We start from the raw sequence: 23,673 nt of genomic DNA, 5'->3' as shown, positions 1-23,673 counted from the left end.
GTAAAGTAGCCTTAGATTTTTTTGCAGCACAGCAGGGCTTATGCATCAAGCACGGCAAATTGCCGAGATTATTTTAAAGGGCTTTCGCAAACACTTTCGTCTGTTTCAGCAGGTCACGGCCCGTGCCCGGCAGCGCTTTGAGCAAGCCGACTGGCAGGCCTATCAGCAGGATAGCTCAGAGCGGATCCAGTTTTATGATTTGCGGGTCAATGAAACCATCAGCCTGCTGCGCCAGCAATTACCCGCCGAGTGTTTAAATGAACCCCTGTGGCAGCAGGTTAAGCAACACTATCTGGAATATTTGCTATTCCACCCGCAGGCAGAACTGGCAGAAACCTTTTATAACTCGGTATTTTGCCGGTTATTTGCCCGTAAATATTTTCATAACCAGAATATCTTTGTCGAATCAACCTTGGATAAGCAACATCTGCCGGCACCTATTGCCTCGGTGTACCAAAGTTATTTCCCGGCACAGGATGGCTTAAAGCAGTCAATTCGCAATATTATTGCCGCCTTTGGTTTTAGTACGCCCTTTATCGATCTGGAACATGATATCCGCTGTGTGCTACGCAGCTTTATCAGTCAGTCCAGTCATGGCGCTTTCCCGGTGCATCTGCTGCGGTTAGATATTCTGCACACCCCGTTTTTTCGCAATAAAGCCGCCTATCTGGTTGGCCGGGTGGTGACGCCGCAGGGCCAGCAACCTTTTATTATTCCGTTGCTGCACGCCGAAGGTAAAGGTCTGTATCTGGATACGCTGCTTACCGATCCGGAGCAAATGAGTATTATCTTCGGCTTCTCACGCGCCTACTTTATGGTGCAATGCCCGGTGCCCTCGGCATTGGTGCATTTTTTACGCGAATTGCTACCGCATAAAACGCTGGCAGAACTGTATGCTGCAATAGGTCTGCATAAACAAGGTAAAACCGAGTTTTATCGCGAACTACTGACCCATCTTGAGCGCTCGCGGGATCGCTTTGTTGCTGCACCGGGGATCCGGGGCATGGTAATGATGGTGTTTACCCTGCCCTCTTTTCCTTATGTGTTTAAAGTGATTCGCGATACCTTTAGCGAAACCAAACAATTTGACCGTGCCACGGTAAAAGCCCGCTATCAACTGGTGAAACAGCACGATCGGGTCGGCCGGATGGCCGATACGCTGGAATATTCCGATGTTGCCTTACCCAAGGCACGCTTTACGCCTGAGTTATTGCAGGAGCTACAGGACAGTATTGCCGGTTCACTGCAAATTGAGGACGAGCTGGTGGTGATTAAACATCTGTATATTGAACGGCGGATGACACCACTCAATCTCTATCTGGAGCAGGCCTCGACTGCCGATAAAGCCAGCATTATGGATGACTACGGCACCGCCATTAAAGAAATGATTGCCGCCAATATTTTCCCCGGCGATATGCTACTGAAAAACTTTGGTGTCACCCGGCATAAAAGGGTGGTGTTCTATGATTATGACGAGGTGCAATATCTGCTGGATGTGAATTTCCGCAGCCTGCCCAAGGTCGATAGTTTTGAAGCGGCGCTGGAAGCAGAGGCAAATTGCTGGGCCGCACCCGGTGATGTGTTTCCGGAGCAAATGGCGACCTTTGTCACACCGGGCGCCGAGATCCGCGATATGTTATTTAGTAAACATCCGGAGCTGTTGGATGCCGGCTACTGGCGACAAAAGCAGTACCGGATCCGCCAGGGCCAGGTGGAAGATATTTTCCCTTATCCGCAAGCCATGCGCTTTTGTCACCTTTATCCGGAATAACCTTATGCCTTTTACTATCTGGGTCGATGCCGATGCCTGCCCGGCCGTCATTAAAGAGATCCTGTACCGCGCCGCAGAGCGTAAGCAACTGCCGCTGGTGCTGGTGGCAAATCAGCCACTACGTACCCCACCCTCGCCCTTTATCAGCAGCCTGACGGTCAGCAAGGGTTTTGATGAAGCCGATAATGAGATTGTGCGCCGTTGTCACCAAGGCGATCTGGTGATTACCGGTGATATCCCGCTGGCGGCTGAGGTGCTGGCCAAGGGTGCGGAAGCGATTAATCCGCGCGGTGAGCGCTATGATCGCGATACCATCCGGCAGAAACTGACAATGCGGGATTTTATGGAGACGCTACGCGCCAGTGGGGTGCAAAGTGGCGGCCCGGCAGCCTTTAGCCAGGCCGATCGTCAGGCCTTTGCTAATCAGTTAGACCGGCTATTACAACAACTAGGCTAAACTGACCTTAAAATAGTGCCTGCTGCGAGACAAAATGCTGCCGGCGTTGACTAAGCGGATCGATAAAACTTAGCTGCTGTGCTAATAGCTGCAGGGGTCGGCTAAAATCACTGGTATTTTTCGGTAATAGCTCAGGATAGTAAGCATCATTTAAGATCGGCATGCCCAGACTCAGCATATGCAGCCTGAGCTGATGGGTTTTCCCCGTCAGCGGCTGCAGCTGAAACTGGCCGATATCCCCATCAACGCCGACCAGCTCGACAATAGACTGCGCATTGGCCTCACCCGGTACAATCTGATTAATAAACCGCGGCTGGGCTTTTTCAATCCGGTTACTCAACTGCCAGCTTAACGGCGGCTGTAAGTTTGTGCTTAAGCGGGCCCGGGCCTGATAGCGCTTTACCAGTTGCCCCTGCTGAAATAGCTGGTAATAGTGTGGCCGGCTTATGCTATTACAGCTAAACAACACTAAGCCGGCAGTATCCCGATCCAGCCGGTGCAGCGGCGCTAAATCGCTGATCCCGGTATCCTCTTTCAGCCGCTGCAACAGGCATTCGTTAACAAAGTCTCCGCCCGGTGTAACCGGTAAAAAATGCGGTTTATCCGCAACCAGCAGGTGCTCGTCCTGATACAGGATCTGATGCAAAAACGGAATTTTCGGCTCTGCCGCGACTTCGCGAAAATAACAGAGCCGGCGGCTGGGTAAAAAAGGCGTTTGCTCGGTAATCGCCTCACCCTGATACCAATAGACCTTGCCGTCGCGGATCCGCTGCTGCCAAAGCTCAGCCGGAATGCGCGGAAAATGAGCACACAAAAATGCCAGTACCGTCGGCCAGCCCTGATTATGCGCCGGCAAGGTAATTTCAGAAGGCTGTTTGGCAGTAATTAACATCACGACGTCTGGCTTAAGCCAACAAAGCAGCAAAAAAGTGGCGGCAGCTTAGCATAAAAGCCGCTAGAATACGCGCCCAAACAGCCAACGCCCGGAACTCCTGCCTATGCATCGCAATGCTATTCTGGCGCTACGACAGCGCGAATTGCAAAAAGCCACCCGCGTTTTTAATGCCAGAGGTAGCAAGGTGCGCCGCTGTGAGCACTGTTTGCTACCCCAAGCTGACTGTATCTGTGCAGCCACGCCAGTGCCGCAGGCAAAATCCGCGTTTTGCTTTATTATGTATACCGGCGAATGCTATAAGCCAAGTAATACCGGGCGCCTGATCTGCGATATTGCCGCCGATAGCCATGCCTTTGTCTGGGATCGCACCAGGCCGGATCCGGCGTTACTGGCGCTGCTGGCCGACCCACGCTATGCGCCCATCGTGGTTTTTCCTACCCAATACGCCGAAGCAGAACGTTGCCTGGCCGATGCAGCTGCGCTACAGCAGGCCAGCGCCGGGCGCACGCCGCTATTTGTGATGCTGGATGGTACCTGGCGCGAGGCGAAGAAAATGTTTAAAAGCCCTTATCTGGCTAACCTGCCGGTGCTGGGGATCCAGCCGACGCAACAAAGTGATTATCTGCTGCGCGAAGCGGCGCATTTGCATCAACTTTGTACCGCGGAAGTGGCGATTGAAGTGCTACGACTGGCTGCCGATCAACCGGCGGCAGAGCAGTTAGCGGAGTACTTTCAGGTATTTCGCAATGCCTATCTAAAGGGTAAGCCGCATTTACAGCTGCCCGATTAAGGCTAACTGTCAGTCGCTGTCACCCGGTCCAGCCAACGGGCCTGCCACTTTGACACAGGCAGGGGTTTATCAATATGGTAACCCTGCGACCAGAGCCCTTGCTGCTGACAAAACAGCGCCTGTGCTGCAGTCTCCACCCCTTCGGCAACCACTCTGAGATTAAGTTGCCGTGCTACAGCGATAATAGTCTCCACCATAGCGATATCATTGGCTTGATCCGGAATACCTTTGATAAAGCTCTGATCAATTTTCAGCTCTTGTACCGGTAAATTGCGAATATAGGACAGCGACGAATAGCCGGTACCAAAATCATCAATCGCAAAGCTAATCCCCAGGGCCGTCAGTTGCAGCATCTTATCAATACTGGCTTGCAAATCATCGACCAGAATACCTTCGGTAACCTCCAGCACCAGTGCTGCTGGTGCAAACTGATAACGCGCCAGCACCGCTTTCACATCCTCGACAAAGCTGGCATGCCGCACATGTCGCGGACTGATATTGACCGACAGGGTATAATTCAGGCCACGGCTGCGCCAGTTGGCTAACAATTCACCGGCTCTGGCCAGTACCCAGTTGTCCAATGCAATAATCAGATCGGAGCGTTCCGCCACCGGAATAAATAATGCCGGCGAGATCAGCCCTTGCTCCGGATGCTGCCAGCGAACCAAAGCTTCAGCGCCGGCCAGCACGCCATGCTGATCGCACTGGCTTTGCAAAAACAACTGTAATTCATCCTGATCCAGTGCCTGACGCAAGGCCTTCTCAATCTGAAACGCCTGTAACGCACTCTGGCTGTCAGTGGGCCGGTAACAGGCGTAGCGATTACCACCCTGATTTTTTGCAACATGCAGAGCAGTGTCAGCTTGCTGGAGTAATTGTTCCGGCAGCAGCACTTCCGCTGCCTGGCTAATGCCAATGCTTACCGACAAGACCAATTGCTCCTCGGCTACTTGTAGCGGCTGTTGTAGCTGTAATAACAGCCTTTGGGCAAGGTCTTCTACCTGCGTCAGACCGGGATAATCAGCTGCCGGTAGCACCAGGCAAAAGTTATCCGCACCTAAATGGCTTAGAAACAGCGATGTTTGCTGCTGTAAGTGCCGGGCGAAGGTAAGTAACACCTGATTACCGTACTCAAAACCACGGGCATCATTGATAAACTTCATCCGGTCAATATTTAATGCCAGTAAGCTGCATCCCCTGCCTTGCTGACGCAGACGTTCGAGCAACGACATCCGGTTAGGCAGGTGGGTTAACACATCATAAAATGCCAGAAAGTGCAGGCGTTGCTGCGCGGCCTTTTGCTCGGAAATATCGCGCTTGACACTCAGATAATGCGTTAGCCGTTCGTAGCGATCTTTAAGCGGCGTGATGGTTTGCAGTTCAGTATACTCACTTCCGTCTTTACGCCGGTTAATAAACTCCCCTGACCAGGCCTGGCCTGACTGCAAATGCTGCCACATCTGCTGATAAACAGTGTTCGCAGTTTTGCCGGCGCTTAACAGGCGTGGATTTTGGCCAATCAATTCGCTGCGGCTATAGCCGGTCAATTCAAGTAAGGACGAATTGACATAGACAATTTCTGCCTGCGGGTTAGTGATCAGGATCCCATCTTTACTCTGTTCTACCGCAGCCGATAATTTTCGTAGTTCTGCTTCATCCGCCATGCGCTGCTTGGCCATGCTCTCCAACGCTAACGTCAGCTGGCCAATTTCCGAACGCCGCTCACCGGGAGGTAGCTGTAAGGGTTTATCCGCAGCGACCTCATTTAGCGCTCTGACTAACTGCTCAACCGGTCTGGCCAGCGTCTGTTGTAAATAACGCCATAACAACACGCTGGTTAATGCCAGTAAAACTAACGCAATCAGTAGCGCGCGCCAGCGATGGTAAAGCGCGTCCTGCCAGCTGCTATGATGTTGGTATTCCAGCAGCAGCATCTGCCGCTGTGGCTGACTGTAAGTGGCACCGGGGGCGGTCAATGGTAAATACAGGACATAACGTTGTGCCTCTGGCAGATACTGATAGGCCAGTAACCCGCTGGCGGTTGTTTGCGCAAATAAGTCAGCTGAGAAGCGGGTTACCACTGCCGTGGCGGCTTGCCCGATATAATCCGGATTATAGGCATCCAAAACCTGACCTTGCTCACTGACCCGCAGCACCCGCAAAATACGACGATGCGCCTGTAGTTCGGTTTTTAGCTCTTCCACTACTTCCGGCAGTTGCATCCGCAGCGCGCGGTTAAAAGACGCCTGGGTTAAACTGCCGATACTGCGCAGCTCCTGCTCGCTACTTTGCAGCGCCTGGCGCTGATGTTCATTAACCAGCGCTATGGCAGCGATAAGGCCCAGTAGCAGAAAAACCGCGATCAGAATTAACGTGATACGGACCCGGATACTGTAGCGGTTAGTTTTCAGCAACTGAGCGATCATTGCGATATTACCTGCATACCTCAAGTTGAGCGGCTTTACTGATATGCGCAGTTTGCAATAAATACTGGTTCATGCTGTCGATTAGCGGTAATAGTTTAGCGGCCAACCGTTGATACTCCGGCTCTTTATCCGGAAATACCATCCCAGCCAATGCCTGCTGTAGTTCCTCTAACGATAACTCGGTGTTACGGCTAAGCAAAGCCAGAGCGGCGGTATCAGGTTGCTGCAACCTTGCCAGCCCCTTAGGCCAGATATCGTTCAGTAATAAGGTGAACAACTGTTGTCGCTGCTGCCACACCTGACGGCGTACCACCAAAATATCTATAATTTCGCCGGGTAACTGCCGGCTATCTAACAGCGTGACCGCACCCGCTTTTAGCAGTTGGCTGACATAGGGTTCATAGGTAATAACCACATCGATTTCAAGATCCAATAGCGCCTGAACATGTCGCCTTGGTACCAGAGTGCGGGCAGTAAACTGTTCTGGGGCCCACCCCTTTAACTCCAGGGTGCGCCTGAGCATATAACCGCCCAAAGCTGTCTCTTCATAACCGATTTGAAAGGCTTTGGCAGGGTCAAAATCCGGTAGCGTCAATACCGCATCGGCACCATTGGAATAACTCAGCACGCTGGCGATACAGATATCAATGCCTGTCTCGCTTTGAAAAGTGAGCGCCTCGTCCAGGGTTAACATAGCCGCATCCAGTTGCCCGGTGCTTAGCAAGCGCAATACCTGAGTGGTCGACGGTAGCATAGTCACTTGCAACTGCTGGTTATCAGCAAGTTCAAGGATACAGTCCGCACAGTCGCGCTCGGCCAGTGCCAGATACAGCGGCTGATAACCCAGCCAGGTATTCCCGGCCAGGTTAACCGGGGGCTGTGCCGGCTGACAGCCGGCTAACAGTATTAGCGCAACAAAAAAAAGTATCCGCATAGCTATTTTCCGTTTAAATGCCGGATTCCGATTATCAAATATTACAGCACAGCGCCTACCAGGCTCCAAATCACATCAACCACTTTAATGCGCCCGATCAATTCAGCTATTACTTAATCAGTCTATTCTTACGCGAAAAGGCCCTGGCAGGAAAGCATTAAATGACTGACCAACAACTGATCCGCGTATTGAAAGTTGTGATGTTTAGCGGCTTTGCCATTTTTATGTTTGGTCATTATTTATGGGCCTTTGCTGACCTACCCGCCAAAATGGGTATTAAAGGCATTATTATTGTCGCCGGCTGCTGTGCTTTCGGCCTGATTCTGTCGCTACCGACCAAAATTTATCTGACCATGCTGCTAATGAAATGGGAAGACGAGGTCAAAAAATCCAGCAAACCCTAAAACCTAAATCCATAAACCCACATACATTATTCGCAACAAAAAAGGGCAGCCGAGGCTGCCCAATGTCAGTTACCTGACCACGTTGCGAAAACTTAGAACTGATTCATGGTGTTATGGGTACCACCGGCTTTTAGTGCCGCTTCACCAGAGAAGTACTCTTTGTGATCATCACCGATATCTGAACCAGACATATTCTGATGCTTGACACAGGCGATGCCCTGACGGATTTCCTTACGCTGTACGCCAGCCACATAACCCAGCATACCGGCGGCGCCAAAGTATTCCTTAGCCAGATTGTCGGTAGACAGAGCCGCGGTATGATAAGTCGGTAGGGTGATCAGGTGGTGGAAAATCCCCGCCTCACGCGCCGCATCAGCCTGGAAGGTCTGAATCCGCTTATCGGCTTCCAGTGCCAACTCTGTCGTATCATACTCGGCGCTCATTAAGGCGGCGCGATCGTAAGCAGACACATCTTTGCCTGCCGCTTGCCAGGCATCAAATACCTGCTGGCGGAAATTCAGCGTCCAGTTAAAGGATGGGCTGTTGTTATAAACCAGCTTGGCACCCGGCACCACCTCACGAATACGGTCAACCATCTCTTTGATCTGACCGATATGTGGCTTCTCGGTCTCAATCCACAGTAAGTCAGCACCGTTTTGTAATGAGGTAATACAATCCAATACCACCCGATCGATACCACTGCCCGGTTTGAACTGGAATAACCCACTGGCCAAACGCTTCGGCTTTAACAGCTTACCATTGGCTTTTACCACCACGTCACCATTGGCAATATCATCGGCACTGCTAATGTAATCGCCATCCAGGAAGCTGTTATATTTATCGCCTAAATCGCCCGGCGCTTTGGTTACCGCGATTTGCTTGGTTAAACCAGCACCTAAAGAATCAGTACGGGCCACGATAACGCCATCATCGACGCCCAGCTCCAGGAAGGCGTAACGCACGGCATTAATTTTCGCCAGGAAATCCGCATGCGGTACTGTGACCTTACCATCCTGGTGACCACACTGCTTCTCATCCGAGACCTGGTTTTCAATCTGAATCGCACAGGCACCGGCTTCAATCATTTTCTTCGCCAGTAAGTAGGTGGCTTCTTCATTACCAAAGCCGGCATCAATATCGGCAATAATCGGCACCACGTGGGTTTCAAAGTTATCAATCTTGCTCTGTACCGCTGCGGCTTTGGCGCTGTCTCCGGCAGCACGGGCTGCATCCAGTTCGCGGAACAGACCGCCCAGCTCGCGGGCATCGGCTTGTTTTAAAAAGGTGTATAACTCAGCAATTAATGCCGGCACTGAGGTTTTCTCATGCATGGATTGGTCCGGCAGTGGGCCAAACTCAGAGCGCAGTGCGGCAATCATCCAACCAGACAGATACAGGTATTTACGCTTGGTGGTACCAAAGTGCTTTTTAATCGCAATCAGCTTTTGCTGGCCGATAAAACCATGCCAGCAACCTAATGACTGCGTGTACTGGCTGCTGTCGGCGTCATAAGCGGCCATATCGGCGCGCATCACCTTAGCGGTATATTTCGCAATATCTAAACCGGTATTAAAACGGTTTTGTAAACGCATCCGTGCCGCATACTCAGGACTGATAGCATTCCAGCCCTGGTTGCTGCCAACAACTTGCTCTAATGCGGCGATCTGATCTTGATAAGCTGTCATGGTAGTTTCCTCTTGGTTTTAACTGTAACCGCTGTGGTGTGCTTTCAATATAGTTAACAAAACAAAGATTCATAAAGCTGATTTTCATGATGCCCATCATTTTTTTAGTGAATGGCAAAAACGGCTATTGGGTTCGCTTTGCAGCAATGCTATGATTCAGCGCAATAATGTACTGACAGCTGAGCATTTCAGATATGAATATCAACAAAATGGACCTCAACCTGCTGGTTTACCTAGATGTGCTGCTACGGGAGAAGAATGTGACCCGTGCCGCCAACCAGCTGAATATCACCCAGCCGGCGATGAGTAATGGCTTAAAACGACTGCGGGATTTACTCAACGATCCGATCCTGGTGCGCACCTCTGAGGGGATGGTGCCTACCGAGCGGGCGCGCGAATTAGCCCCTGTGGTACGCGGTGTTTTGCTAACTCTGGAAGAAACCTTACAACCGAACAAAGATTTTGAGCCGTCACAAAGTCGGCGCGTGTTCCGGATCATGGCCAGCGATTATGCGGCCTCGACGCTGATCCCAGCGCTGTTAAAAAAATTGCGGGTACAGGCGCCCTATACCAGTCTGGATATTATGACCCCGTCCGATGTGACCTTTCATGATGTGGAAAATGGCAAGGTCGATATGGCGATTAACCGCTTTGATCAATTACCGCAGTCGTTTCATCAGAAAACCGTCTGGCGCGATAGTTTTTCCTGCCTGCTAAACCGGCAAAACCCGGTGCTCTCGCACTTTAATCTGGATAGCTATCTGAAAGCGCAGCATATCTGGGTCAGTAAAACCGGCTTTGGTGTCGGCGTCGGTATGGATCCGAAAGATGTGCAAAAGCTCGGCTGGGTAGACGAAGCCCTGGCCAAACTGGGCAAACAACGCAATATCACCGTCTTTACCCGTAACTACCATGTGGCGATGCATCTGGCGGTAGGTATTGACCTGATTGCGACGCTGCCCAGCCGCGCCGCCCGTTTATACGAAAAAGATCCGACGATGGCGATTATGGACCCACCTTTTGCCATTCCGTCAATTGAACTGAAAATGATCTGGAGCCCTCTGCTGCATCAGGATGCCAGCCATATCTGGTTTCGCCGTCTGATCACCGAAACGGCAGATGAACTGAACTGACCTGAACTGGGTTAGACATAACATCGAAAAAGGCGCCACAGGGGCGCCTTGCACATCAGGTTTTTTCAGGTCTTGTTACATCAATCCAGCAGTTGATAAGCTGGCAGGGTCAGGAAGTCCACCAGTTCATCTGCTGTGGTAATGTCCAGCAATAAGGCTTTGGCGCGTTCAAAATTCTGGCTATGCCAGACCTCGGCGCCCACCTCGGCGAACACTACTTCGGCTTCTTGCTCCAGTAAGGTAGCAAAAAATGCTTTGGTGACCAGCTGACCATTACTCAGCTGCTTACCATGTTTGATCCACTGCCAGATCGAGGTTCTGGAAATCTCCGCCGTCGCAGCGTCTTCCATCAAACCATAGATCGGTACGCAACCCTTGCCGCTGATCCAGGCGGCAAGATATTGTAGCGCCACCCGGATATTGGTGCGCATCCCCTGCTCAGTGCGTTCACCATCACAAGGCGCCAGTAACTCAGCGGCCGTGACCGGCGCATCCTGCTCGCGCAGCACATGCAGTTGATTGGTTTTACCGCCAGTTAACACCTGGTCAAAGACCGCATTGGCGGTAGCTGCCAGCCCCGGATGGGCTACCCAGGTACCGTCATGGCCATTACTGGCTTCCAGCGTTTTATCGGCAGTCACCCGCTCTAAAATCGCGGCATTAGCCGCCGGATCCTTAGCCGGAATAAAAGCCGCCATACCGCCCATCGCCAGCGCACCGCGCTTATGACAGGTTTTGATCAGCAGTCGCGAGTAAGCACTTAAAAACGGCTTATTCATGGTCACGACCTGCCGATCTGGTAATACCCGATCCGGATGGTTATTTAAGGTCTTGATATAGCTAAAAATGTAATCCCAGCGCCCACAGTTCAGCGCGGCAATATGATCTTTCATCATATACAGGATCTCGTCCATCTCGAATACGGCTGGCAGGGTTTCGATCAGGATAGTGGCGCGGATGGTACCTGTCGCCACAGCAAACTTACGCTCGGTAAAATGGAAGATATCATCCCACCATTTCGCTTCCAGATGGCTTTGTAATTTCGGCAGGTAATAATACACGCCGGTACCTTTCGCCAGGCGGGTCTGATAGTTATGGTAAAAATACAGTGCAAAATCCAAAATGCTGCCCGGAATTTGCTCACCATCCAGCTCAATATGCTTTTCCCATAAGTGCAAACCGCGGACCCGGGCAATTAACAACGCCGGGTTGTCTTTTAACGCATAGTGTTTACCGCTTTGTGGATCGGTATAGCTGATAGTACCCAGATTAGCATCGCGCAGGTTGATTTGGCCCTCAATCACACCATCCCAGCTTGGCGTTTGTGAGTCTTCAAAGTCCGCCATAAAGACTTTGACATCGGCATTCAGGGCGTTAATGATCATCTTGCGATCCACCGGACCGGTAATTTCCACCCGGCGATCCAGCAAATCGGCTGGTAAGGGCGCAACCTGCCAGGCGCCGTCGCGGATGGCTTGGGTTTCAGGCAGAAAATCAGGTAAGGCACCGGCATCAAATTGCGCCTGCCGCTCTGCCCGAGCTGCTAACAGGGCTTTTAACCGGGGCCGGAATAGCTGTACCAGCTCGCTGACAAATTGACAGGCCGGTTCAGTCAGGATCTGCTGATAGGCATCGCTGATCGGCGCTTTAATGGTTAAGCCGCCACGGGTAATCGCTGTTGTCATGTTGCTGCCTCTGTACTGTTTCAGATGAAGTTACTATAAGCCGGATTTCTCCATAAAAGCCATTAATGGCGACTATGACAAGCATTCTTACAGAAAATATCAAAATCGTGGCGGCAACAATAATTGTGGCACAGCTTATGCTTAGACATCACTACCTTACAGGTCTTGTCAATTTTTCGTCGGAGGATGCATGGAATTTGTCATGCTGTTATTAGTTTTGCTGGTGGTGCTGGTCGCCCTGGTCGCCAGCCGTTTTATTGACAATAGTAATCCATTTCAGGTGCAGGCTAAACCAAGCTTGTTTAGTCCGGTCGAGCGCTCCTTTCTGAGTTTGCTGGAAAAAGCCGCGGCAGCTGATTACAAAATATTGAATCGGGTGAAACTGGCCGATGTACTGGAAGTACGGGACAGTGCTAATGACAAAACCCGGCGCAGCACGCTGTTAAAATTAAATGCCAAGTATCTGGATTTTATCCTGTGTGAGCCTGAATCGATGAAAGTAATCGCCGTAGTCGATCTGGTCAATGTACAGCACAGGGATGGTCATAAGGCGGTACCTGACTGGTTTGTCAGCGGTGCCCTGGAGGCAGCTGGTATCCCCTATCTGCGTATTGCCATTAAATCCGGTTATACTGTGACTGAATTACAGGCTGCGCTGGCGCAAAAACTAGGCAAGCCAGCGCCCAAGGTCGAACCGACGTTAAAGGGTTTAGTGAAAAAGGGGCCAACCCGACCAATCCGCTCGTTAAAGCCCACTACCGCAACCTTAGCAGCGCCTGCCTTGAGGGCAGTACCGGCGCTTTCACACTCACAAATTAAAGCGCAGTCTACTGCGCTGATCCAAGCTTCTTAACGCACAGGAGAAATGAGTCACTCCGCGCTAAGATCGAATGCCGCCTGCTGCAACAGGCGGCATTCACCCTTTTATTCAGCCTGCTATTGTCCCTGCCGCTAAAAATAACTAAAGTTAAAAACAACAACGCCGATATAAGATCGCCGTTAAGCTAACCGGAGGGAAAAATGAGTCAATCCGTTGGCGCCCTGGCGTCTGCTCAGGCCTTTGAGGTACTGGGTGCTGTTATGGCCAAGAAACAACAGAATCAGCAAGCACAAATGACCAATTTATTGGTGCAAAGTGCAATGCAAACTGTTGAACAAACCTCAATGGCACAGCCGGTGGGGAATCTGGGTCAAAATATCAATATCTCGGTATAGTCACCGACAGGTCACGGCGACAGTAAGCTCAGTTTACTGTCGCCGCCCTTTTTACCGGCGTTTAAAGCGCACCACTAATTCGTGTAACTCGCGCGCAATATGCTGCATTTGCACTGTCGTTGCGGCTGATGCATCAGCCTGTTGCAGGCTTTGCGTGGAAAGATCGGCAATATTTACCACCTGCTGATTAACACTTTCTGCAACATGCGCCTGTTGCTCGACCGCTGTCGCCATCTGCAGCGCCATCTGGGTAATCGCATTAACCGCTTCTGAGATACCATTTAGCATTTCGGCCGTTTGCCTGACTTGCTGTAAGCCACTTTCGGCGCCTTCCGTACCCGCAGCCGCCACCCGTACCGCATTGGTCGCTCTGCTACCAAGCTCATTGATAATGCTATGAATTTCTTTGGTAGAATGCTGGGTGCGCTGTGCCAGATTACGCACCTCATCGGCCACAACAGCAAAACCCCGTCCTTGCTCCCCGGCGCGAGCCGCCTCGATAGCGGCATTAAGTGCTAACAAATTGGTCTGCTCGGCAATTTGCTCAATCATTTGCGCCACCGAGGCAATTTTTTGGGTTTGCTCTGATACCTCCGCCACCGAGCTGGCAATCTCAGCCACCGTTTGCCGCAAATCCTCAATCACTTTGCGCGTGGTGCGGGCAGCATCCCGTCCCAGTGCCGCCAACTCATTAGCATGCTCAGCCCGGCCCGCCGTTTCCTGCACGTGCCCGGACACTTCATTGATGGTGGTGGTCATCTGATGCATCGCCGCAGCAGTCTGATCCGTTTCCTGCTGTTGTAAACGGATTTTCTGCCGACTGGCATCGGCTTGTTGTTGCCCCAGCTCCGCTTGCCCGGCAACAGATTTAGCCGCGTCTTCAATCCGGGTTAACACCGCCCCCAAATGCGCTTCCGAACTCATAATGCTGACTTTCAGTGCCCCGAGATCCGGCTCATCATCAGTAAAGGTTAACACCGCTAATTCATGCTTAAAGGCGTTGTGTAACAGGGTCTCCAGACTATGTAACGCGCTTTTTCGACTGTAGTGCGCTACCACGAAATGGCCTACCAACAAGGCCAGCAACAATACCGGGAGACCGACACCCGGCATCAGCCAGTAGCCAAGACCGACCGCGACCAGCGTTAGCAACATATAGGCTTTTTCGGCATTAAAATGCCAATGCCGGGTCGAATATTTGCCGGCATTGATCGCCCGGTAAAGCTTATCAGCGCGCTCAACATTTTGCCGGCTGGGACAGGAGCGAACCGACTCATACCCCACCACCTTACCCTGTTCAGTCACTGGCGTCACATAGGCATCGACCCAGTAATAATCGCCATTTTTACTGCGGTTTTTCACCAGCCCCATCCAGGGCCGGCCGGCTTTTAAATGCTCCCACATAATTTTATAGGCCAGCGGCGGCATATCCGGATGCCGCACTATATTATGCGGTTGGCCAATCAGTTCTTCGCGGGTAAAACCACTGATTTTGACAAAGTCATCATTACAGTGCTGTATCATGCCACGTAAATCGGTGGTGGAGATCAGTTTAACATCGGGGCTAAAGGTACGTTCGTGCTGGGTGACGGGTTGATTGATACGCATTAGTGCTCCTGCTTGCTTAACATCCTGATACCAAGCATAGCAAGCAGGTTTGGCTTCGCCAGTAAAAGCGAGAAAGATTATAGCGTTAAGTTTGTTTTAGCTGCAAAGCCGGCGCCGAAAAGCTCACCCCGGCCCAACCACTACGCTGAAAGTTGCGGATATTCTGGTGGTCAGTACCAGCCGGAGATTCCATTACCTGCCGGTAGTACTCACCGAATAATTGCAGCGTTTGCGCTTCCGACAATTGATGTAATTGTGCAAAGGCCAGAATTTTACAAGAACCGGTATTTTCGCCGGCAGCATTACTAAGCTCACCGTTTTGGAAGGCGACCGGTGTGAAATAATAATGTTGTTCAATTACCGCAATACTTTGCGCAAAACTGATACTATCCGGCTCAGTACTGAGTTGAATAAAAAAATCATCTAGCATGTGGCCCCTCCCGGCAACAATTGCAGAGGGCTCATCTTAAAAGCCTGCCCCACCAACTGCAATGCCCTTGACACTACCTTGGCAAATAAAATCTGGCACCAGCTGACAGAGCAGCAGAGGCTGCTGTCAGTCTGGCGCGGCTTAACTCAGAATTGATAAGAAACGCCAAGACGAAATTCGTTCTTTGCTGCACCACTGTTTAGTGCCAGGCTGCTGCGCACTGCCCAGTCGCGACTAAGATAAAACGCAATACCCGCCCCCAGGCTACCGTAATTATCGGCAATAGTATGATAACTGGCTTCGGTAAAGAGTTCGGCCTGGGGTGTCAGGGCATGTTTAACGCCGGCACCAAAGTAGAGACCGCTTTCATCCGCATCGCCGGAATAAGAATTCACACCCGCCAGCAGATAGGTTTGGCTTTGCGGTGAGAAATCCAGCTTAAAGCCGGTTAAATAGGCCACCCCCAGATCGACAACATTGAAATCAGCCCGGCCCCGTGATTGCCGGCTATAATCAGCACGCAAGACCCAGTTTGGCGCAAACTGCACTGAGCCACCGATATAAGGGCCATCGCCGCCAGCGTCAGTATAGCCGGCACCAATATAATTCCAGCGGACATTTGCTTCAGCGGGCACCAGCGTCAGTGTGCTAAGCACAGTAAGAGCAATAAACGTCTTGTTCATATCACAACTCCAGATAAAGGTTGCTGCGCTAAATTAGCGCTTTACACAGGGACCTAATTTAGCCGGCTAGCCTTAACCGGCTATGAATCGCGGCTAAGTGGCGAGATAGTTCTAGATAAGCGAACAAAGAGTGCCGAATTTTGCACTTATCTTTCGAACGATTATCAGATTTAATAGCACCAACAACTTAACCGGAGGTGACTATGCGTAGCATCAAACAACTGATCCCAGCCGTTACTGTATCGGACGGTGCTGGAGTAAAAATCAAACGTAGCCTGGGACAACAACCGCAACTGCGGTTAGATCCCTTCCTGATGCTGGATTGTTTTGGCTCTGAACAAGCCAGTGACTATATTGCCGGCTTTCCGGCCCACCCACACCGGGGCTTTGAAACGGTCACCTATATGCTGGATGGTCATATGTTGCATGAAGATCACCTGGGTAATAAAGGCCATCTGAAGAGTGGTGGTGTGCAATGGATGACGGCCGGCCGCGGTATTATCCACTCCGAAATGCCACAGCAGGAATCAGGCCTGATGCGCGGTTTTCAGTTATGGCTGAATTTACCCGCCGCTGAAAAAATGAAAGACGCAGCTTATGTCGATATTGCTCCTGAGCAGATCCCGACAGCTCAGCTTGCAGCAGGGATCAGCGCAAAAGTTATCGCAGGAGTCCTTGAACAGCCAGGGCAGCAATGGGCTGGTCCAATTCAAGGCCTGAGCACAGCACCGCTGTATTTTGATTTTACTGTCGAGGCTGGCGCTAGCCTCAGTATTCCGGTACCGGATGGCCACAATGTGTTGCTTTACCCTTTTAGTGGCGAAATTAACGTGGCGGGTAGTAAAGTCAAAGAGCATCATGCTGCGGTGCTGGGAACCTCAGGCGACGTCGAGTTCACGGCACTGACATCCTGCCGGGTATTGTTGCTGGCCGCAAAGCCGCTGAACGAGCCCGTCGTGCAATATGGTCCCTTTGTTATGAATAGTGTGGAGGAAATTGAACAAGCTATCCGCGACTATCAGAGTGGCCGTTTAACGTCCGGCAAGCCGGCGCAGAGCATCCGCTTACATCAATAGACCGTTTAGAAAGCCGGTGCTTTTCCGGGGCACTGGCTTTATAATGTTGTTTTCGACTAATCCGGATTCAACACATGCAACTGATTGGTATTATTGGGGCGATGGAGCAGGAAGTCGCCCTGCTAAAACAACAAATTAACCAGGTTCGTACCGAGCAGCTGGGCGGCTATACCTTTTATTTGGGTGAACTGGCCGGCAAACAGGTGGTGCTGGTGCAATCAGGGATCGGTAAAGTTGCTGCGGCTGTGGCGACGACCCTGATGATTTGTCAGTTCAAACCCGACTGTATTATTAACACTGGCTCAGCAGGCGGTTTTGATCCGGAGTTGAATGTCGGCGATGTGGTGATCAGTACCGAGGTCCGGCATCATGATGTCGATGTCACTGCCTTTGGTTACGAGTTAGGTCAGGTGCCACAGATGCCACCGGCCTTTAGCGCGCATCCGGCGCTGGTGCGGGCCGCAGAGCAAAGCATCAGTACCCTGGGTTTTTGTAAAACCAAGAAAGGGCTGATTGCTACCGGTGACAGTTTTATGTGCGATCCGGAGCGGATTGCCCGCACCCGCACACAATTTCCAGAGATGCTGGCAGTAGAAATGGAAGGCGCCGCCATTGCACAAAGCTGTTATATGCTGCAAACCCCCTTCGTTGTGATCCGCAGCCTCAGCGATATTGCCGGCAAAGAATCGCCGCAATCCTTTGATGCCTATCTTGAAGTTGCCTCCAAGCACAGCTCTGCCATGGTGCTGGAGTTACTGGCAGCAGTTGGCGACTTAACGTTGTAACTGACGGATGGCCGAATCGCTGCTGTTTGCCGCAGCACTTTGCGCGGTCAGTTTGCAGGCTGCCTGGCTGCTGCCGGTCAGCCTGCAACTGCACCCGGTTAGCCTGGTCGCCCGCTTCTGTCAAAAACTGGCGCTGAAAGTCCATCCCGATGCCCGGCGTCCCGCAGCACAACAGCGTCTTGCCGGTTTGCTGGCGCTGTTGTTAGTGCTGAGTCTGCCCCTGCTATTGTGGTATGGCTTCTATCTGATGTCATCCTGGCCCCTGTTACTGGATGCCATTATCTTACTCTGCTGTTTTAGCTGGGCCGGCTACCGCCAGCTGGGACTATCGTTGTGCCGCCAGCTGGAGCAAGGGCAATTGGCCCAAGCCAGGCAACAAGCTCAACTACTGCTATTGCGCGATAGCAAAGCGCTCAGTCAGTTAGGGTTGGTAAAGGCCGCGCTGGAGAGCCTGACCGTACGCTTTCAGCAACAGGTTGTGGCGATCATCTTCTGGTACCTTATTGCCGGTGCCGCCGGCGCCCTGTGCTGTCGCTTATGCCAGATAGCCAGTCAGCAGTGGTCAGTTAAACGGCCTGAGTTCCGGGAATTTGGCCGTGCCGCGGCGCTGTGCAGCCGCCTGTTTAATGTGCCAGCTTATCTACTCGGCGCCATTTTGTTGCACCTGCAAAGTATTGGCCGTCAGGCACAAGCACCGGTCGAACGGACTGAGGGTAAAGCCTTTCCTGTTAGCCGCCGCCTGTTGTTACAGCAACTTAGCCGTACCCTGAAGGTAAGTCTGGGCGGTCCGGCTCGTTATCAGCAACATGAGGTTCGCCGGCCACGCCTACAACAACGCTATGAGCCGGTGGTCGCAGATGTCAGACGGCTGCTGACCCTGCTCGATTATCAGCTCTATATCTGGCTGCTGTTACTGTGCCTGTGCTGTTGCCTGCTATGGTTTGTCGCAATGCCAGGCTAAACCTCTGCGCCGACAGATCACTGAGCGTATCGCGACAGACTGGACAAACCCTGTCTGCTCGTTATATGTTGCTTAGCCGACTCAGGTAGCTTTGCTATCAGCCTGAGTTCGCCGGCGCTGTCTTTTCAACACAATAGCCAGATATCAGAGCAGTGACGCAGCGCCGACCTGACCAGTGAAAGGAACAATTAGTGCGAACAGTCTTTGTTGCCTTGCTACTGCTGATCTGCAGCCAGCTGAGCGTGCAAGCGCAAACAACATTATTGCCATTAACGCCGGAACAAGGCTTATCCAACGGCATGGTCAGAGATCTGCATCTGGATCGCCATGGTTTCCTGTGGATCGCCACGGCCGGCGGTATTAACCGTTATGATGGCAATCAGTTAATCGAACTGCACAGCAAAGACCATCGTCTGTCGGAAATTGCCTTTAACGATATTCTGGAAGATAGCCAGGGCCGGCTCTGGCTAAGTGCGGATCATACCGGTTTGTACCTCTATGACGTGCAAAGCGGTGATTTTGAGCTGTTTGTAAAAGCGCCGCGTGAACCCGGACATCCGGTAGAAGCCACCATCCTCACAGTTACTGAATTAGATGCTGAGCATTTACTATTTGTGGTGAATCAGGCCGTGTACCGGCTGCGTATTAAAGATCGGCAACTGGACAAGGTGTTCGATCTGGCGAATATTGGTTACCCTGCAGGCTGGATCCGTCATCTGCTGGTGCAACAGCAGCAGCTGTTTATCGCCGCTTTTAATGGCCTGATCCACCTGGATCTCAGCAGTGGCGAGCATCGGTATCTGCCACATTTACCAGCAGAGATCGCTACACCAAGCACCGCACAACAACATACCAAATACTTGCTGGCAACAAACGAGCAGCTATACGTTGGTACTGTCAGTGGCCTCTACCGTATAGCGCGGCAGGATATCGACAATTTTCTGCACCATGGTACGCCATATCAGGCACAAACCCTGGTGGCAGAACGGAATATCTGGCATCTACGCTACCGCGGCGATAATCTGCTACTCGCGACAGATAGCGGACTCTGGCAACTGACCTCCAGCCAAAGCGTCCCTGAATTATTACTGTGTTTTAGCCAAAGCAATCAGCAATTACAGGATAATACGCTGGTTGATATCGCCCTGGATAACGAAGGGGGGTTCTGGCTGGCAAACCGGGGGGAAGGCGTATTTTATTATCATCCGCAAACCGATGCCTTCCAGAGCTGGTCTGCGAACACCGGTTTTGCACTTAGCCACCCCAATGTACAGTCAATGACTGAATTGCAAGGTGATATCTGGCTGGCAACCCAGAATGGTTTAAACCGGCTTAATCCGCAAACTGCTGAAGTTAAACAGTACCTGGTGAATACGAATGCCACACCCAGTCTGCACCAGGGCCGGATCCAGAAACTGGTCGCACATGCCGACAAACTGTATTTGCAGAGTTATTATGCCGGCTTGCAACGCTTTAACCCGGCCAGTGGTGAACTAGAACCCATTGCCATTGCCCAGGCCGATCTGCTCGGTCCGGGGTTACATTCACTGTTTTATTTTCAGCGCACTTTTTACTTTGTGCAAAACAAGGCAATTTACCGGTACAACCCTGAACAAAACCAGATCACCGCGCTGGAACAGCTGACTGCCGCGCTACCAATGGAATACTTTGGTGAGTTTCTGGGTTCGGCCGACAATGGCAAAACCCTGTTACTCAGCACCTCAGACAAGCTGTGGCGTTATGACCCTGCCAGCGGAGAGGTAGAACTGGTGTTCAGCCTGCCGGATCAGCGTCCGCAGTTAAACCGCTATGCCTCGACACTGCACCTCAGCGCCAATGGCGTGTTATGGCTTGGGATCAAGGGCGCAGGCTTATATGCTTTTCAACCCGATACTTTTGAGTTACTGAAACATTTCTCAGTGCAATCCCAATTACGCAGTGACGAAATTCTGGCATTGACCAGTGATGCTGTGGGCGATCTCTGGTTTTCCTCACGCCATGGCCTGGCCAGAGTGGATACCACCAATCTACAAGTTGAGTATTTTGGTAAAGCTGATGGCCTGGCATTCTACGATTTTAACCCGGATGCAGTGTTAAAATTGAGTGATGGTCGTCTGGCCTTTGGCGCCAAAAATGGCGTCATGCTGCTCTCCCCGGCGCAGGTGAATTACCAGCAGGTGCCACTTCGAGTCGTTATCACTGAGTTCGCCAACCTCAGTTTGCAACAACCGCTAGCTCAGGGTTTTCTGAACAATCGCAGCTTTACTCTGCCCTATAATCAAAGTGGCGTTCGTTTACAGTTCAGCGCTATGAGCTTTCAGCAAAATCACCGGCTGCGCTACCGTTTCTGGCTCAGCGGTCAACAGCAACAACATACTGCCGAGCAACAAGGCAACCAGGTGATTTTTCCGCAACTGGCACCGGGTCACTATCAGTTTAATGTGCTGGCAATCTCCCCCCTTACCGGTGAACAAAGTGAAGTGGCCAGCCTGTGGCTGACCATCACCCCGCCCTTATGGCGCTCTGTGCCGGCTTACCTGTTGTATACCTTAGTATTGATGCTGACAGCCTTACTGGTTTGGCAGCGCCGGCGCCAGCAGCAACTATTACTAAGACGCGCTCATAAAGAACTGTTAAGCAGCGAACAGCGGCTCAATCAGGCGCTATCGTCGATTAACAGCGGCGCCTTTGAATGGCAGGCCGGTAATAACAGCCTGGAATCTAACCGCCTGCCCAGAATGCTCGGTACCTCAGAGCTGATGAACCGCATTACCTGGCAACAACATTGCTCACTGATCCACCCCGACGATCTGGCCAATGTTGAACAACAGTGGCAAAGAGTGCTGGCCCAACCTGAGCTAATGCTGGATATCACCTATCGGATGCGGCATCAGGATGGCCGCTGGTTATGGTTCCGTGACCGGGGCCGGGTGATCGAACTGGACAGTGCTTTGCAGCCCAGCCGTGTCACCGGCACCTACAGCAACATTACCGAAACCAAGGCCAACGAAGAAAAAGCCCGGCTGTTTGGTGAAGCCTTCCAGCAAACCCGCGACTGGGTGGTGATCCTGGATACCCGGCAACGGGTGTTGGCGGCAAACCAGTCGTTCTGCCAGGCCTTTGGCGGTATCGAACCTTATCTTGACAGCCCGCGGGTGCATCATCTTGGGATCAGTCTGGTACGTCGCCGCTATTACACCCAGTTGCTGAAAACCATGGCCAAAGGCGATCACTGGCAGGGCGAAGAGCAGGTGATCACGCCTGATGGCCGCGAACGTCCGACCTTGATTAATATCAGCGCAGTCGGCGAACAGGACGTCAGTTTCTTTGTACTGGTATTTACTGATATCACCGCGCAAAAGGCAGCCGAAGACGAGTTACGCTATCTGGCCAACTATGATGCATTAACCGGCTTACCGAACCGGGCCCTGCTGATGGACCGCATTCTGCATGCTATCGAGCAGGCCAAACGCGAGCGGCGCTCACTGGCATTGTGCTTCCTTGATTTAGATAAGTTCAAACATATCAATGACTCCCTGGGCCATGATATCGGCGATCTGATGTTAAAAGAGGTTGCCCGGCGCCTGAAACTAACACTGCGCGACAGTGATACGGTTGCCCGTTTGGGTGGCGATGAGTTTGTTGTACTGCTCGAAGGTTATAAGAGTAATGACAATATCAGTCATGTCGCCCGCAAAATGTTGCATACCATCAGTGAGCCGATGCAGCTTGGCTCCGAGACCGTCGCCGTCTCACCCAGTATTGGCATCGCCATTTACCCGGATGATGCGTTAAATGGCACTGAGCTGATGAAGCATGCCGACGTCGCCATGTACCATGCCAAAGAAGCGGGTCGCAATAACTTCCAGTTCTTTATCCGGGAAATGAACGAAAAAGCCCATATGCAACTGGCGCGGGAAACCCGCTTACGTAGAGCCATAGCGCAGCAGGAGTTTGTGAACTTCTACCAGCCGATTATCGACAGCCGCGAGCATAGTATTGTCGGTGCGGAAGTACTGTTACGCTGGCAAAGTAGTGACGGCATGATTTCGCCGGCGGAATTTATTCCGTTAGCCGAAGATTTACGACTGATCGTCAATATGACACAACAGCTACTGGAACGGGCGCTGTCAGATCTGCAGCAATGGCGCCAGGCCGGTTATGCACTCTATTTATCAGTCAATCTGACCACCCAACACTTGGAACAACCGGCACTGGCGGAAACCGTGCTGGCACTACTGAAAAAATACCGGTTACCAGCCCATGCACTGCGTTTTGAAATTACCGAAAGTGCGCTGATGCGCGATCAGCAAAGCGCAATCCGCACCATGCAATCACTGAGTGATGCCGGTATTAAGCTGGCGCTCGATGATTTTGGTACCGGCTACTCTTCACTGAAATACCTAAAAGAGCTGCCACTGGATGCAATTAAAATTGATCGTAGCTTTGTGCAGGACATCGGTATCGACCATAACGACGAAACCATTATTGATGCCATGCTTAGCATGGCCGGCAGTCTCGGCCTGTATTGCGTGGCGGAAGGGGTAGAAACCGAACAGCAGTTGGCATTCTTTAATAAACGCCATTGCTATCTGATCCAGGGCTTCCTGTTTAGCAAACCCTTACCTGCCGAGGCCCTGCTGGCGTTGCTGCAATCAGAACAATTTGCACCAGCGCCTTACAGTGAAAACGAAAACTGGCAGATTTAAACGCTGTTTAGTCGCTGGTTCAGGCT

19 protein-coding genes are annotated in these 23,673 nt (G+C 51.7%); 11 read left to right on the top strand and 8 right to left on the bottom strand.

Going from position 1 to position 23,673, the window contains the following annotated elements:
* Positions 1-40: 40 nt before the first annotated feature.
* Both aceK and H1D31_RS04940 read left to right on the top strand, forming a co-directional pair.
* On the top strand, positions 41-1,771 hold the full coding sequence (aceK, locus tag H1D31_RS04945; RefSeq protein WP_261256595.1) for a bifunctional isocitrate dehydrogenase kinase/phosphatase: 1,731 nt from the start codon (positions 41-43) through the stop codon (positions 1,769-1,771).
* Between the two features lie 4 nt (positions 1,772-1,775).
* Positions 1,776-2,228 carry a YaiI/YqxD family protein gene (locus H1D31_RS04940; RefSeq protein WP_008608666.1) on the top strand — a complete coding sequence of 151 codons (453 nt, stop codon included), beginning with the start codon at positions 1,776-1,778 and terminating at the stop codon, positions 2,226-2,228.
* A 7-nt stretch (positions 2,229-2,235) separates the two neighbouring features.
* Here H1D31_RS04940 and H1D31_RS04935 read toward each other — a convergent pair whose 3' ends face one another.
* Positions 2,236-3,120 carry a pseudouridine synthase gene (locus tag H1D31_RS04935; RefSeq protein WP_261256591.1) on the bottom strand — a complete coding sequence of 295 codons (885 nt, stop codon included), beginning with the start codon at positions 3,118-3,120 and terminating at the stop codon, positions 2,236-2,238.
* Between the two features lie 106 nt (positions 3,121-3,226).
* On the opposite strand from H1D31_RS04935, the gene H1D31_RS04930 reads away from it, so the two are divergent.
* Positions 3,227-3,913, top strand: a complete 687-nt coding sequence (locus H1D31_RS04930; protein ID WP_261256590.1) for a tRNA-uridine aminocarboxypropyltransferase — start codon at positions 3,227-3,229, stop codon at positions 3,911-3,913.
* 2 nt (positions 3,914-3,915) lie between these two features.
* On the opposite strand, the gene H1D31_RS04925 is transcribed toward H1D31_RS04930, so the two are convergent.
* Positions 3,916-6,339 carry a putative bifunctional diguanylate cyclase/phosphodiesterase gene (locus H1D31_RS04925; protein ID WP_065956491.1) on the bottom strand — a complete coding sequence of 808 codons (2,424 nt, stop codon included), beginning with the start codon at positions 6,337-6,339 and terminating at the stop codon, positions 3,916-3,918.
* A 7-nt stretch (positions 6,340-6,346) separates the two neighbouring features.
* On the bottom strand, positions 6,347-7,273 hold the full coding sequence (locus H1D31_RS04920; RefSeq protein WP_261256588.1) for an ABC transporter substrate-binding protein: 927 nt from the start codon (positions 7,271-7,273) through the stop codon (positions 6,347-6,349).
* Positions 7,274-7,434: 161 nt separating this feature from the next.
* Between H1D31_RS04920 and H1D31_RS04915 the strand changes: the two genes are divergently transcribed.
* A complete protein-coding gene (locus H1D31_RS04915; protein WP_065956678.1) occupies positions 7,435-7,677 on the top strand; it encodes a hypothetical protein in 243 nt (80 codons plus the stop codon).
* 92 nt (positions 7,678-7,769) lie between these two features.
* Here H1D31_RS04915 and H1D31_RS04910 read toward each other — a convergent pair whose 3' ends face one another.
* Positions 7,770-9,362, bottom strand: coding sequence for an isocitrate lyase (locus H1D31_RS04910; RefSeq protein WP_065956662.1), 1,593 nt, complete (start codon positions 9,360-9,362; stop codon positions 7,770-7,772).
* Positions 9,363-9,556: 194 nt separating this feature from the next.
* Between H1D31_RS04910 and H1D31_RS04905 the strand changes: the two genes are divergently transcribed.
* Complete coding sequence (locus tag H1D31_RS04905) at positions 9,557-10,495, top strand: LysR family transcriptional regulator (RefSeq protein ID WP_008608671.1); 939 nt, start codon at positions 9,557-9,559, stop codon at positions 10,493-10,495.
* An 80-nt stretch (positions 10,496-10,575) separates the two neighbouring features.
* On the opposite strand, the gene aceB is transcribed toward H1D31_RS04905, so the two are convergent.
* Complete coding sequence (gene aceB / locus H1D31_RS04900) at positions 10,576-12,180, bottom strand: malate synthase A (RefSeq protein ID WP_008608672.1); 1,605 nt, start codon at positions 12,178-12,180, stop codon at positions 10,576-10,578.
* Between the two features lie 202 nt (positions 12,181-12,382).
* On the opposite strand from aceB, the gene H1D31_RS04895 reads away from it, so the two are divergent.
* Together H1D31_RS04895 and H1D31_RS04890 are read left to right on the top strand one after the other, a co-directional pair.
* A complete protein-coding gene (locus H1D31_RS04895; RefSeq protein ID WP_238534589.1) occupies positions 12,383-13,033 on the top strand; it encodes a DUF2726 domain-containing protein in 651 nt (216 codons plus the stop codon).
* Between the two features lie 167 nt (positions 13,034-13,200).
* A complete protein-coding gene (locus tag H1D31_RS04890) occupies positions 13,201-13,395 on the top strand; it encodes a hypothetical protein (protein ID WP_008608675.1) in 195 nt (64 codons plus the stop codon).
* 51 nt (positions 13,396-13,446) lie between these two features.
* Here H1D31_RS04890 and H1D31_RS04885 read toward each other — a convergent pair whose 3' ends face one another.
* The 3 genes from H1D31_RS04885 to H1D31_RS04875 all read right to left on the bottom strand — a co-directional run bounded on the left by H1D31_RS04885 (position 13,447) and on the right by H1D31_RS04875 (position 16,116).
* Complete coding sequence (locus H1D31_RS04885; protein ID WP_065955868.1) at positions 13,447-15,003, bottom strand: PAS domain-containing methyl-accepting chemotaxis protein; 1,557 nt, start codon at positions 15,001-15,003, stop codon at positions 13,447-13,449.
* An 85-nt stretch (positions 15,004-15,088) separates the two neighbouring features.
* The gene (locus H1D31_RS04880) at positions 15,089-15,433 is read right to left on the bottom strand and encodes a HopJ type III effector protein (protein WP_008608679.1); all 345 of its coding nucleotides are present in this window, start codon (positions 15,431-15,433) and stop codon (positions 15,089-15,091) included.
* A 146-nt stretch (positions 15,434-15,579) separates the two neighbouring features.
* Positions 15,580-16,116 (bottom strand): hypothetical protein, encoded by a 537-nt coding sequence (locus tag H1D31_RS04875; protein WP_065955869.1) that lies wholly within the window; start codon positions 16,114-16,116, stop codon positions 15,580-15,582.
* 203 nt (positions 16,117-16,319) lie between these two features.
* On the opposite strand from H1D31_RS04875, the gene H1D31_RS04870 reads away from it, so the two are divergent.
* The 4 genes from H1D31_RS04870 (at position 16,320) to H1D31_RS04855 (ending at position 23,647) form a co-directional block, all read left to right on the top strand.
* On the top strand, positions 16,320-17,192 hold the full coding sequence (locus H1D31_RS04870; RefSeq protein ID WP_065955870.1) for a pirin family protein: 873 nt from the start codon (positions 16,320-16,322) through the stop codon (positions 17,190-17,192).
* 74 nt (positions 17,193-17,266) lie between these two features.
* Positions 17,267-17,977, top strand: a complete 711-nt coding sequence (mtnN, locus tag H1D31_RS04865; RefSeq protein WP_065955871.1) for a 5'-methylthioadenosine/S-adenosylhomocysteine nucleosidase — start codon at positions 17,267-17,269, stop codon at positions 17,975-17,977.
* A gap of 7 nt (positions 17,978-17,984) precedes the next feature.
* A complete protein-coding gene (locus H1D31_RS04860) occupies positions 17,985-18,938 on the top strand; it encodes a cobalamin biosynthesis protein (RefSeq protein ID WP_065955872.1) in 954 nt (317 codons plus the stop codon).
* 191 nt (positions 18,939-19,129) lie between these two features.
* The gene (locus H1D31_RS04855; RefSeq protein ID WP_261256574.1) at positions 19,130-23,647 is read left to right on the top strand and encodes an EAL domain-containing protein; all 4,518 of its coding nucleotides are present in this window, start codon (positions 19,130-19,132) and stop codon (positions 23,645-23,647) included.
* The last annotated feature ends 26 nt before the right edge of the window (positions 23,648-23,673 follow it).

This window comes from Alishewanella sp. BS5-314, assembly GCF_025377695.1.
In the GTDB taxonomy this organism is placed as follows: domain Bacteria; phylum Pseudomonadota; class Gammaproteobacteria; order Enterobacterales; family Alteromonadaceae; genus Alishewanella; species Alishewanella aestuarii.
The sequence above is the reverse complement of the archived record's forward strand: the minus strand, read 5'-3'. Positions and strand labels throughout refer to the sequence as shown.

Bases quoted from the DNA above. Each gene is read 5' to 3' on its own strand.
- aceK (WP_261256595.1), top strand. From the start codon at position 41: ATGCATCAAGCACGGCAAATTGCCGAGATTATTTTAAAGGGCTTTCGC.
- H1D31_RS04940 (WP_008608666.1), top strand. From the start codon at position 1,776: ATGCCTTTTACTATCTGGGTCGATGCCGATGCCTGCCCGGCCGTCATT.
- H1D31_RS04935 (WP_261256591.1), bottom strand. From the start codon at position 3,120: ATGTTAATTACTGCCAAACAGCCTTCTGAAATTACCTTGCCGGCGCAT.
- H1D31_RS04930 (WP_261256590.1), top strand. From the start codon at position 3,227: ATGCATCGCAATGCTATTCTGGCGCTACGACAGCGCGAATTGCAAAAA.
- H1D31_RS04925 (WP_065956491.1), bottom strand. From the start codon at position 6,339: ATGATCGCTCAGTTGCTGAAAACTAACCGCTACAGTATCCGGGTCCGT.
- H1D31_RS04920 (WP_261256588.1), bottom strand. From the start codon at position 7,273: ATGCGGATACTTTTTTTTGTTGCGCTAATACTGTTAGCCGGCTGTCAG.
- H1D31_RS04915 (WP_065956678.1), top strand. From the start codon at position 7,435: ATGACTGACCAACAACTGATCCGCGTATTGAAAGTTGTGATGTTTAGC.
- H1D31_RS04910 (WP_065956662.1), bottom strand. From the start codon at position 9,362: ATGACAGCTTATCAAGATCAGATCGCCGCATTAGAGCAAGTTGTTGGC.
- H1D31_RS04905 (WP_008608671.1), top strand. From the start codon at position 9,557: ATGAATATCAACAAAATGGACCTCAACCTGCTGGTTTACCTAGATGTG.
- aceB (WP_008608672.1), bottom strand. From the start codon at position 12,180: ATGACAACAGCGATTACCCGTGGCGGCTTAACCATTAAAGCGCCGATC.
- H1D31_RS04895 (WP_238534589.1), top strand. From the start codon at position 12,383: ATGCTGTTATTAGTTTTGCTGGTGGTGCTGGTCGCCCTGGTCGCCAGC.
- H1D31_RS04890 (WP_008608675.1), top strand. From the start codon at position 13,201: ATGAGTCAATCCGTTGGCGCCCTGGCGTCTGCTCAGGCCTTTGAGGTA.
- H1D31_RS04885 (WP_065955868.1), bottom strand. From the start codon at position 15,003: ATGCGTATCAATCAACCCGTCACCCAGCACGAACGTACCTTTAGCCCC.
- H1D31_RS04880 (WP_008608679.1), bottom strand. From the start codon at position 15,433: ATGCTAGATGATTTTTTTATTCAACTCAGTACTGAGCCGGATAGTATC.
- H1D31_RS04875 (WP_065955869.1), bottom strand. From the start codon at position 16,116: ATGAACAAGACGTTTATTGCTCTTACTGTGCTTAGCACACTGACGCTG.
- H1D31_RS04870 (WP_065955870.1), top strand. From the start codon at position 16,320: ATGCGTAGCATCAAACAACTGATCCCAGCCGTTACTGTATCGGACGGT.
- mtnN (WP_065955871.1), top strand. From the start codon at position 17,267: ATGCAACTGATTGGTATTATTGGGGCGATGGAGCAGGAAGTCGCCCTG.
- H1D31_RS04860 (WP_065955872.1), top strand. From the start codon at position 17,985: ATGGCCGAATCGCTGCTGTTTGCCGCAGCACTTTGCGCGGTCAGTTTG.